The sequence below is a fragment of the Actinomyces israelii DSM 43320 genome (assembly GCF_000711965.1).
GTDB classification, from domain to species: Bacteria; Actinomycetota; Actinomycetes; order Actinomycetales; family Actinomycetaceae; genus Actinomyces; species Actinomyces israelii.
The window spans coordinates 112,090-123,472 of sequence record NZ_KL544004.1 but is presented as its reverse complement, the minus strand read 5'-3'; the positions used below and the strand labels follow the sequence as shown (position 1 = coordinate 123,472).

Below are 11,383 nucleotides of genomic sequence, written 5' to 3'. Positions count from 1 at the left end.
TATCCAGAAGTGAGGGGCAGGTTACTCACGTGTTACTCACCCGTTCGCCACTAACCCACCCCGCAAAAAACAAGGCAGACCCGTTCGACTTGCATGTGTTAAGCACGCCGCCAGCGTTCGTCCTGAGCCAGGATCAAACTCTCCAAAAAAACCAACCAACCCAAAAAAACAAGCCCCAGCCACAACCACCACCACACACCACCCCACACAGGACAGCACACAGCAGCAACCACAACCAGAAAACAAAACCACCAGACAAAACAAGCCCACCCACCAAAAAGCAGGCAAACCATGGCACAAAAAACAAGCACACTATCGAGATCTCAAACAACACACCCACAAGGGGTCGAAACGGAACCTACTTCCGATTCGAGTCCCCAAGGCGACCGGAGCAGTCTATTCGGACCCATTTCCCTCAGTCAAATCGAAATCTCGTGATCCCGATCTCCCGAGGGCTCCGGCCCGCGACCAGTCGTCGGACCGCTCCAGGGGCGCCGTCCGCGCCTCGCGGCGCATCAGGCAGCGAGGTGCACTCTAGTCACCATGAGCACCACCGGTCAACACGCTGATCCGTGATGCGCGACACGCGGTCTCGGCACCGGCGCGCCCGGCCGGAGCCGAGGCCCCCCGCCGCACTCGCACTACTGCCCGGCGAACTTGCGCACGGCCTTGCCGACGGCGCTGGCGACCCGGTTGTCGAAGGCTCCGGGGATGATGTACACAGGCCGGATCTCGTCGTCGTCGATGACGCCGGCGATGCCGGTGGCCGCGGCGCGCAGCAGATCGACCGAGATGTTGGTGATGCCCGTGTCGAGCAGGCCGCGGAACAGCCCCGGGAAGGCCAGCACATTGTTGATCTGGTTGGGGAAGTCGCTGCGGCCGGTGGCCACGACGGCGGCGTAGCTCGCCGCCCCGATCGGATCGACCTCGGGCGTCGGGTTGGCCATGGCGAAGACGATGGCGCCCTCGTTCATGACCCCCAGGTCCGCCGGCTCCAGGAGGTTGCCGGAGGAGACTCCGATGAGCACGTCGGCTCCCACCAGCCCCTCCTTGAGGCTGCCGGTGACATGGCGCGGGTTCGTGTTCTCCGCCAGCCACTTGCGGTGCTCGTTCATCCCCTCGGTGTTCGCGCCGTCGAGAGCGCCGCTGCGGCCGTACCCGACGATGTCAGTGGCGCCGTGGGCCATGAGCAGCTTGGCGATGGCGCTGCCGGCGGCGCCCACGCCCGACAGGACGATGCGCACGTCCTCGATCCTCTTGCCGACCACCTTCAGGGCGTTGATGAGGGCGGCGAGGGTGACGATCGCGGTGCCGTGCTGGTCGTCGTGGAAGACCGGGATGTCGAGCTCCTCGCGCAGGCGCGCCTCGATGTCGAAGCACTTGGGGGCGGCGATGTCCTCGAGGTTGATGCCCCCGTAGGCCGGGGCGATCGCCTTGACGATGGAGATGATCTCCTCGGGGTCCTTGGTGTCCAGGGCGACCGGCCAGGCGTCGACGTCGCCGAACTGCTTGAACAGGACGGCCTTGCCCTCCATGACCGGCATGGCCGCCGACGGGCCGATGTCGCCCAGGCCGAGGACCGCCGTGCCGTCGGTCACGACGGCGACCGTGTTCTTCTTGATGGTCAGCTGGCGGGCGCGCTCGGGGTGGTCGTAGATCGCCTTGCACACGCGGGCGACGCCCGGGGTGTACACGCGCGCGAGATCGCGCCGGTTGTGGATGGGGTACTTCGAGGCGGTCGCGATCTTGCCGCCGACGTGGGCGAGGAAGGTGGAGTCGCCGACGTTGCGGACGACGACGCCGTCGATCGCCCCGAGGGCCCTGACGAGCTCGGCGCGGTGCTTGGAGTCCCGCGTGTCCGCGGTCAGGTCGACGATGAGGGTGTCGCCCTCGGTGTCGGCGACGTCGACGCCGTTGACGATCGCGCCGGTCGCCGAGGCGGTGTCGACAAGGGTGGTGACCGCCTTCTGCGAGGCGGGGACCTCCAGGTGCAGGGCGACGGTGTAGCTGGGGCTGGGCTGAGCCATGTATGTGTTCCTTCGGGAGAACGGAGACCGGCCGGCGGACCGAGCGCGAGTCGAGTCGGTATTAGACGGGGAGACTGTATCGCCGGTGCGCCGAAGGGCGCTCCCGCGATGACCGCTCCGTGAGACGGGGCGTGAGGCCGGTGCGTCTCGTGCGGGAGACGCACCGGCCTCACGGCGGCGACCGGTCTTGACGGGCTAGCGGGCCACGCGCTCCATGACGAGCTCGCGCACGCGCCTGGCGTCGGCCTGACCGCGAGTGGCCCTCATGACCGCCCCCACGATCGCGCCGGCGGCCTTGACCTTGCCGCCCCGGATCTTCGCGGCGACGTCGGGCTGGGCGGCCAGGGCCTCGTCGACGGCGGACAGCAGGGCCGTCTCGTCGGAGACGACCTCGAGCCCGCGGGCCTCGACGACATCGCTCGGATCTCCCTCGCCCGCCAGGACGCCCGCGAGCACCTGGCGGGCCAGCTTGTCGGTCAGCCGTCCGGCGTCGACCAGGCCCTGCAGCTCGGCGACCTGCTCCGGGGAGACCGGCAGGTCCTCGAGGGGGACCTCACGGTCCTTGGCGGCCCGGGCGAGCTCGCCCATCCACCACTTGCGGGCGGCCTGGCCGCTCGCACCGGCCAGGGCGGTGGCCTCGATGAGCTCGAGCGCGCCGGCGTTGACGACGTCGCGCATCTCGTCGTCGGCCAGAGCCCACTCCTCCTTGAGCCGCCGCCGCTTGGCGGCGGGCATCTCCGGCAGGCGGGCGCGGATCTCCTCGACCCACTGGCGGCTGGGCGCCACGGGGACGAGGTCCGGCTCGGGGAAGTAGCGGTAGTCGTCGGCGTCGGACTTGACGCGCCCGGGGCGGGTGGTGCCGTCGGCCTGGCCGTGGCGGGTCTCCTGCTGGACGGTGCCGCCGGCGGCCAGGATCGCGGCCTGACGCCGGATCTCGTAGCGGACGACCGACTCGATGCCCCGGAAGGTGTTGACGTTCTTGGTCTCCGTGCGGGTGCCCAGCGGCGCGTGCGCGGACTCGCGCAGGGAGACGTTGACGTCGGCACGCACATTGCCGCGCTCCATGCGCGCCTCGGAGACGCCCAGGGCCCGGAAGATGTCGCGCAGGGTGCGCACGTAGGCGGCGGCCACCTGCGGGGCCCGCTCCCCCGCGCCCTCGATGGGCCGGGTGACGATCTCCACTAGCGGCACCCCGGCGCGGTTGTAGTCGACCAGGGAGTGGCTGGCGCCCTCGATACGGCCGTCAGCACCGCCGACGTGCGTGTTCTTCCCGGCGTCCTCCTCCATGTGGGCCCGCTCAATGGGCACGGTGAAGAAGGTGCCGTCCTCCAGCTCGATCTCCAGCGCGCCGTCGAAGGCGATGGGCTCGTCGGACTGGGAGGTCTGGAAGTCCTTGGACAGATCCGGGTAGAAGTAGTTCTTGCGGGCGAACCGGCAGGACTCGGCGATCTGGCATCCCAGCGCCAGGCCGATGCGGATCGCGTACTCCACGCCCCTGCCGTTGACCACCGGCAGGGCGCCGGGGAGGCCCACGCTCGTGGGGGTGACCATCGTGTTGGGCCGGGCGCCGAAGACGTTGGGGGCGGCGTCGAACATCTTGGTCGCGGTGCCGAGCTCGACGTGCACCTCCAGCCCCAGGACGGGATCGTAGCGGCGCACGGCCTCGTCATAGTCCATCAGCGCATCCGTCAGCGTATCGCTCATGTCACTTCACCTCCAGGTCGGGGGCCCGGTCGAGCAGGTGCCCGCCCCAGCCCTCCTCCAGTGCGGCCTCGAGCACCGCGCCCACGCGGTAGAGGCGGTCGTCGGCGCGCTGCGGCGCCAGGACCTGGAAGCCGACGGGCAGGCCGTCATCGCTCAGGCCCGAGGGCAGGCTCATGGCCGGCAGCCCGGCGAGGTTCGCCGGGATGGTGGTCACATCCAGCTTGTACATGGCCAGCGGGTCGTCCTTCTCGCCGAAGCGGTAGGCCGTCACCGGCGCCGTGGGCGAGACCAGCACGTCCGCCCGCCCCCAGGCGGCGTCGAAGTCGCGCTGGATGAGGGTGCGCACCTTCTGGGCGGACCCGTAGTAGGCGTCGTAGTAGCCGGCGCTCAGCACGTGCGTGCCCAGGATGATGCGCCGCTTGACCTCATCGCCGAAGCCCGCCCCGCGGGTGGCGGCCATGACGGTCTCGGCGGTGACCGGCCCCTCGGCGGGCTCCACGCGCAGGCCGTAGCGCATACCGTCGTAGCGGGCCAGGTTGGAGGAGGCCTCGGCGGGCATGATGAGGTAGTAGGCGTCCAGCGCGTACTCCAGGTGCGGCAGGGAGACGGTCTCGACGACGGCTCCCGCGCCCTCCAGCTCCGCCAGCGCGGCGTGGAAGGAGCCGACGACGCCGTCGTGGTACCCCTCGCCGCCGTCGAGCTCGGCGATGACGCCCACCCGCAGGCCGGTCAGGTCCCGCCGCTGCCGCGCGGCCCGCACGACGGCGGCCATGCCGCGCGGCGCGTCGGCAAGGCTCGTGGAGTCCAGCGGGTCGTGGGAGGCGATGACATCGTGGAGCAGGGCCGCGTCCAGGACCGTGCGGGCCATGGGGCCGGGGGTGTCCAGGGAGGAGGCCATGGCGATGACGCCGAAGCGCGAGACCGTCCCGTAGGTGGGCTTGACGCCGACGGTGCCGGTGACGGCGGCGGGCTGACGGATGGAGCCGCCGGTGTCGGTGCCCACGGCCACGGGGGCCTCGAAGGCTCCGACGGCGGCCGCCGAGCCGCCCGAGGAGCCCCCGGGGATGCGCCCCAGGTCCCACGGGTTGGCGGTGCGGCCGAAGGCGGAGTGCTCGGTGGAGCCGCCCATGGCGAACTCGTCCAGGTTGGTCTTGCCCAGGATCGGCAGGCGGGCCGAGCGCAGGTTGGCCACCAGCGTGGCGTCGTAGGGCGGCACCCAGCCGGCGAGGATCCGCGAGGCCGCGGTGGTGACCTGGCCACGGGTGACGATGAGGTCCTTGACGGCCACGGGCACGCCGGTCAGCTCGCCCACCCGCCTGCCCGAGCGGCGCGCCTCGTCGGCGGCCCCGGCGTCGGCCAGCGCCCTGGCCGCGTCGATGTCGAGGAAGGCGTGCACGGCGCCGTCGACGGCGGCGACGCGGTCCAGGTGGGCCCGGGTCAGCTCGCGGGAGGTGACCTCTCCGGCGGCGAGAGCGGCGGCCTGCTCGGCGGCCGTGGAGCGGAGGAGGGCATCGACGGTCATGAGGCCGAGTCCTCCCCCAGGATCCGGGGAACGAGGAACATGGAGTCCTCGGCCTGCGGCGCGCCGGCGAGCAGCTCATCGACGTCGAGCGTCGGGCCGGGCACGTCCGCGCGCAGCACATTGGTCAGGGGCACCGGGTGGGATGTCGCCGGCAGGTCGGGCGTGACCACGCTGGTGACGCGGGCGAAGGCGGAGGCGACGGCGTCCAGCTCACCGGCCAGGCGCACAACCTCCTCGTCGCTCAGCGCCACCCGCGCGAGCGCCGCGACACGGGCGACCTCGTCGGAGGAGATGGCAGACATGGGGCGAGTCTATCCAGGCCGCCGACCCGGTTCGGACGCCCGGCGCGCGGGTCTCGCCCCGGGCGCGTCGGACCGGGGGCACCGGATCCCCGAGGGGCCCGCGCTCAGGGCGTCTGCGCGTGCAGAACACCGCATTTCCAGGGACCATGCACGATGTCACATGACATGGACAGGACGCCCCGTTGACATTCCAACCACCGACCGCTGTTATAGACTCTGAAGCTCTCCCAGACCGAATGGGAGCACGACAGGGCAGCGGCATGCGCGCTGCTTGAGGACAAGGACCAATGCCTACGGAAGAGTTCACCCCCGGCTCTCGACCGGCGGTCGAGGAGGCACGGCCTTCGGGCGGTGCGCCCGAGCCAGAGGACAGCAGTACGCCCGCTGCGGAGACTCCCTGCAGCGCAACGACCGACGAGTTCCCTGCTGGCTCCCCCGAATCCGCTGACCCTCCCGACACCGCCGGCACCCCTGAGGCCGCATCTGCGACCGGTGCTGACCCCGACGCGAGCCCCGCCTCCGAGCCGGCCCCCGCCACACCGGACTCCGCGGACGGTGGTACCGGAGCCGACCGGGGCGAGGCCACCGCGGCCGCACCCACGTTCATGGCGCCCGCTGAGGGTGCCGGCGCCGCATCCGATACCGGGCTCTCAGGGCTCTCAGGGCTCTCAGGGCTGCCCGACTCGGTCCCGCCGGGCGGTTTCCGAGCCTCCAGCCCGGCGGACCCGGCCCCTGCCGGCGGGTTCGCCGCCTCCGAGCCCGCTCCCGGCGCCTCCACCCCGCTCCCGGCGGCCGACTTCGAGGCCTCCGCACCCGCGAACCTGGCTTCCGTCGTCACCCCGGCCCCCGTCGCCCCGGTCCATGCCGGGCGCCGTCGCCTGTGGCCCATATGGGCCGCGGCGGCCGCCCTGCTACTGATGTGCGTCGGCGTGGGCGGCTACGCCTACGCCGCCCACTACAACGGCATCGCCGTACCGGGGACGACGGTCGCGGGAATCGACGTCGCCGGGATGGGCCGCGACGAGATCGTCAACGCCATCAACGACAAGGCCGCGAACGCCACTGTCGCCATCAGCGGGGACACGACCGCCACGGCCTCCCTGGCCGATCTGGGCACCGCCGTCGACGCGGAGGCGACCGCCGACGCCGCGCTGGCCCGCGGGGCGAGCGTACCGGGCCGCTTCGGAGCCCTGTTCTCCGGCGAGAAGATCGACGTGGTCACCACCACCGACGACTCCGTCGCCGCGGCCTATGCCACCTCCCTCATCCCGTCGGATCAGGCGGTCGCCCGCAACGCCGGCATTGTGCTCGACGAGGAGGGCACCGAGTTCCGGGTCACGCCGGGCGAGGAGGGAACCAGTGTTGACACGGAGGCCCTGAAGGCCGCGGCCGCCACCGCCGCAGCCTCGCTGTCACCGTCCTCCGTCACGGTCACCTACGAGACGAAGTCGCCGGCCGTCTCCGACGCCGACGCCCAGAGCGTGGCCGACCAGGCCAACGGATGGATCTCGCAGGACGTCACCGTCACCGCTCCCGCAGGCAAGGCCGGCGTCGCCGGCGAGTCCACCACCGTCGAGGAGTCCACCTACACCGCCGAGGACACCGCGAAGGCCTCCTGGATCACCGTGACCACGAGCGAGTCCGAGGCGCCGACCATCGGGGTGGACAGCGGCAGGGTCTCCGAGTGGGTCGCCGCCCAGGTCAAGGACGTCAACGAGGAGCCCGTCACCGGCAAGCGCAACGTCAACTCGCAGGGCAAGGAGGTGGCCGTCAGCGTCGAGGCGGTCGACGGCCGCGAGGTCACCAACGCCGATGCGATCAGCGACGCCATCGTGCAGGCGCTCTCCAGCGGGAAGCCGTACTCCGGCACCTTCGAGACCAAGGAGATCAAGGCGACCTGGGAGGAGCGCAAGATCGCCGCCGGTGCGGAGAACCTGGCCTACCAGGCCACCGACGGCGAGAAGTGGATCGACATCAACCTGTCGAACAAGACCGTCACCGCCTATGAGGGCGCCACTGTCGTCCACGGGCCCGTCAGCGTGGTCGACGGCGCGGCCGCCACCCCGACGGTCACCGGCACCTACCACGTCTACCTCCAGTACGAGAGCCAGACAATGCGCGGCGAGAACGCCGACGGCTCGAACTACGTGACCGAGGGCGTGCCGTGGATCACATACTTCTACCAGGGGTACGCCCTCCACGGAGCCCCGTGGCGAAGCAGCTTCGGCTACTCCGCCTCGCACGGCTGCCTCAACATGCCGGTCGGGGAGGCCCAGTGGTTCTTCAACTGGGCCGAGGTCGGCACGACGGTCGCCAGCCACTACTGATATCACTGATATCCCCGCCGCCTCCGCCCCGACCGGGGACCACTCCGCGGCAGGAGGTGGCCGGCCGCCCACTGGATCGTGGGCGGCCGGCCACCTCCTGCCGCTGTCAGCGGGTTCTCAGGGGCTCACGGCGTCGGGGCCTTCGGCCAGGAGCCGCTCGAAGGCCTCCTCATCCAGGATCCTCAGGCCCAGCTCGCGGGCCCGGGCCTCCTTCGAGCCGGCGTTCTCGCCGACGACCACGAAGCTCGTCCGCTTCGACACGCTCCCGGCGGCCCTGCCCCCGCGCGAGACGATCGCCTCCTTGGCGCCGTCGCGCGTGAAGCGCTCCAGGGTGCCGGTGACGACGACGGTCAGGCCCGCCAGGGTCCGCGCGGGCCCGACATCCCGGGCGGTCCCGTCGGCGGTGCGCACCCCCGCGGCCGCCCAGCGGTCCAGGATCTCCTGGTGCCAGTCGACGTCGAGCCACTCGGTCCATGAGGCGGCGATGGTCGGCCCGACGCCGTCGACCTGGGACAGCTCCTCTACTCCCGCCTCGCGCAGCGCCCTCAGCGAGCCGAAGCGTCCGGCCAGCGCGCGGGCCGCCGTCGGCCCCACGTGCCGCACCGACAGCGCCACCAGGACCCGCCACAGGGGACGCGACCTCGCGGCGGCCAGCTGGGAGAGCATCGCAGTGGCGTTCTTGCCCGCGGCAGTCGGCTTCCTGACGCCCCCGTCCCTGTCGTAGCCCTGCTTGGACCAGAAGAAACGGGCCAGGCGCCAGTCGCCCGTGGGGGCTCCGCGCCGGGCGACCGGCCGGTAGACCATCACCTCGCGCAGATCATCGACTCTCAGGTCGAACAGGCCCGCCTCGCCGGTCAGCACCGGAGCCTGCTCTCCGATGCCCGCCTCCTCCAGGACCCGGCGCGCCGCGTCAATCCGCTCCGAGGGCGGCAGTGCCTCGAGCTCGGCGCGGGGGATGCGCAGCCCGCCCCTCTCGGTGTCCAGGGTGCGCCCGGCGGCCAGGGCCGCCAGGGCGTCCTCGCGCCCGGCGTCGGGGTGGGTCAGGGCCGCCGCGGCCTCGTCGCCCAGGCCCTCGACGTCGAGAGCGCCGCGTGAGCCGATATGGGCCACGCGCCCGGTGAGCTGGGCCGGGCAGGAGCGGGTGTTGGGGCAGCGCAGGTCGACGTCGCCCTCCTTGGCCGGGGCGAGCGGGGTGCCGCACGAGGGGCACCGCCCGGGCATGGTGAAGTCGCGCTCGGTGCCGTCGCGCGCCTCCGTCACCGGTCCGACGATCTCGGGGATGACGTCCCCGGCCTTGCGCAGCACGACGAGGTCGCCGATGCGCACGCCCTTGCGCGTCACCTCGGCGGAGTTGTGCAGGGTGGCGCGCGCGACCGTCGACCCGGCCACGAGCACCGGCTCCATGATCCCGAAAGGTGTGACCCGGCCCGTGCGCCCGACCTGGACGTCGATGTCGAGCAGGCGCGTGTGGACCTCCTCGGGCGGGTACTTGTAGGCGGCCGCCCATCTCGGCACGCGGGAGGTGTGCCCGAGCTCGGCCTGCAGCGACCGCGAGTCGAGCTTGAAGACGATGCCGTCGATCTCGTGGATGAGGTCGTGGCGGTGGTCGGCGTAGCGGGCGATGTAGGCCTCCCGCTCGGCGCGCCCGCGCACGACCGCGTTGTAGGGGGACACGGGCAGGCCCCAGCGGGCGAGCAGGTCGTACCACTCGTGCTGCTCCCCCGGCAGCTCCTCCCCCGGCACCGGGACGATGGCGCCGATGCCGTGGGTGATCATGGCCAGGGGCCGCGCGGCCGTCACCGCGGGGTTCTTCTGGCGCAGCGAGCCGGCCGCGGCGTTGCGGGGGTTGGCGAAGACCTGCAGCAGGGGGCGCCCCCGGGCCTCGCGCTCGACGTTCTCGGTGCGGCGGGCCTCGTTGAAGGCGCTGAAGGCCTCGACGGGGAAGTAGACCTCGCCGCGGACCTCCAGCAGCGCCGGGTGGGAGTCCCCGGCCAGGACCAGGGGCACCGAGCCGATGGTGCGCACGTTGCCGGTGACGTCCTCGCCGATGGTGCCGTCCCCGCGGGTCGCGGCCCGGGTGAGCGCCCCGTGCTCGTAGGTCAGCGCCACGGCCAGGCCGTCGATCTTGACCTCGGCGGTCATGGGCAGCTCGTCGTCGGGGACCTCGGTGGTCGCGACGATGCGCTCGACCCACTTCTCGACCTCGGCGAGGCTGAAGACGTCCCGCAGGGAGTAGAGGTGCTCGTGGTGGCGGACCTCGGCGAAGTCCGTGGAGGCGCGCCCGCCGACCGTCCGCGTGGGAGAGCCGGGCAGGGCCAGTGCCGGGTGGGCGGCCTCGAGGGCCTCCAGCTCGCGGTAGAGGGCGTCGTACTCGGCGTCGGACCAGGGGCTCTGGGCGTCGACGGCGACGTAGTAGGCGTCGCGGGCGCGCTCGATGTCGCGTACGAGCTCGCTCCAGCGCAGGCGGGCCGCGGCGGGAACGGAGGTGAGGTCGGGGGCGTCGTCGGGCGCCGGTGAGGCGGGGGCGTCAGTCATGAGCACATCCTTCCTCATCCCGGGCGGGCGCGGACCACGCGTCCCGGCAGCGGGCCGCTCAGGGAGGCGGCGCCGGCGTGGTGCGCTCCACCGGCGTCCAGGCGAGCCCGGGCCGGGCCAGGCGAAGCAGACCCGTGGCGGCTCCGCCGTCGCACAGCCCCGGGTCGAGCCAGGCGTCCACGGCGTCGTCGGGCAGGACGACTGGCTCGCGGGGGTGCAGCCAGGCCAGGTCCGGCCCGGCGTCACGGGTGAGAATGGCCAGAGTCAGCAGCCAGGAGCCGTGCAGCGCCGGCCCCTGGCGCACGGGCCTGTCCGGCCGCTCGGGCACGCGCCACCACGAGCACAGGCCCGCGAGCGCGAGCAGTCCGCCGTCGGCGCGGCGCACGGCGTAGGACTGCCTCGCGGCGCGCGCCGCGGCGGGGGCGGAGGGGGTGCGCCGCTCGTACCAGCACGAGGCGGGCACGACGGCGCGGAAGGAGCGCATGGCGTCGCGGAAGGTCGGCTTGGTCGCAGCCGTCTCGGAGCGGGCGTTGAAGGCGCGGAAGCCGGCGGCGGGGTCGGTGGCCCAGGGCGGCAGGAGCCCCCAGCGCGCCGCGTGCACCCGGCGGGGGCGGGCGGGCGGGCCGGGGGCGCCGGCCTCCCCGTCCCGAGCCGGACGGCGGATGACGACGGCGACGTCCGCGCCCGGCGCGATGCTGCGGGAGGGCCCCAGGCCGACGGCCTCGGGCGCGACGGTGGCGGCGAGGGCCTCGGCGATGGCCGTCGTGGCGCTGAAGGATCCGTAGCGTCCGCACACGGGGCCAGCCTGGCACACCGCCTCCAGTCCCGCGACTGCGGCCTCGGGCCGCAGCCCGAGCGATCTCGAGGCTGAAGCGGACCGATCTCGGCGAGGGGCCGGGGCGCGGGGCTCCACAGCCGGGGCTCGCGCGGGGACGGGGGGCGCCCGTCCACACCCCCGGTGCGCGC

The 11,383-nt window shown here is 72.5% G+C and carries 7 protein-coding genes and 1 rRNA gene; 1 reads left to right on the top strand and 7 read right to left on the bottom strand.

What is annotated here, in order from left to right; translation table 11 throughout:
* The 5 genes from O145_RS16310 to gatC form a co-directional block, all read right to left on the bottom strand.
* Positions 1 to 149, bottom strand: a 16S ribosomal RNA gene (locus O145_RS16310); the annotation flags it as partial.
* A 492-nt stretch (positions 150 to 641) separates the two neighbouring features.
* Positions 642 to 2,027 (bottom strand): NAD-dependent malic enzyme, encoded by a 1,386-nt coding sequence (locus O145_RS16305; protein WP_043564861.1) that lies wholly within the window; start codon positions 2,025 to 2,027, stop codon positions 642 to 644.
* 195 nt (positions 2,028 to 2,222) lie between these two features.
* Positions 2,223 to 3,731, bottom strand: coding sequence for an Asp-tRNA(Asn)/Glu-tRNA(Gln) amidotransferase subunit GatB (gatB, locus tag O145_RS16300; RefSeq protein ID WP_404975986.1), 1,509 nt, complete (start codon positions 3,729 to 3,731; stop codon positions 2,223 to 2,225).
* Position 3,732: 1 nt separating this feature from the next.
* On the bottom strand, positions 3,733 to 5,253 hold the full coding sequence (gene gatA / locus O145_RS16295) for an Asp-tRNA(Asn)/Glu-tRNA(Gln) amidotransferase subunit GatA (RefSeq protein WP_043564859.1): 1,521 nt from the start codon (positions 5,251 to 5,253) through the stop codon (positions 3,733 to 3,735).
* Positions 5,250 to 5,555: an Asp-tRNA(Asn)/Glu-tRNA(Gln) amidotransferase subunit GatC gene (gatC, locus tag O145_RS16290; RefSeq protein ID WP_043564857.1), complete on the bottom strand. Its 306-nt coding sequence runs from the start codon at positions 5,553 to 5,555 to the stop codon at positions 5,250 to 5,252. The genes gatA and gatC overlap by 4 nt, the downstream gene beginning before the upstream one ends.
* 605 nt (positions 5,556 to 6,160) lie before the next feature.
* Between gatC and O145_RS16285 the strand changes: the two genes are divergently transcribed.
* On the top strand, positions 6,161 to 7,882 hold the full coding sequence (locus O145_RS16285) for a L,D-transpeptidase (RefSeq protein ID WP_084682697.1): 1,722 nt from the start codon (positions 6,161 to 6,163) through the stop codon (positions 7,880 to 7,882).
* A gap of 117 nt (positions 7,883 to 7,999) precedes the next feature.
* Here the strand turns inward: O145_RS16285 and ligA are convergent, their stop codons facing one another.
* The gene (gene ligA, locus O145_RS16280; RefSeq protein WP_229118651.1) at positions 8,000 to 10,417 is read right to left on the bottom strand and encodes an NAD-dependent DNA ligase LigA; all 2,418 of its coding nucleotides are present in this window, start codon (positions 10,415 to 10,417) and stop codon (positions 8,000 to 8,002) included.
* 58 nt (positions 10,418 to 10,475) lie between these two features.
* The gene (locus O145_RS17835) at positions 10,476 to 11,213 is read right to left on the bottom strand and encodes an SOS response-associated peptidase (RefSeq protein WP_052375330.1); all 738 of its coding nucleotides are present in this window, start codon (positions 11,211 to 11,213) and stop codon (positions 10,476 to 10,478) included.
* Between the last annotated feature and the right edge of the window lie 170 nt (positions 11,214 to 11,383).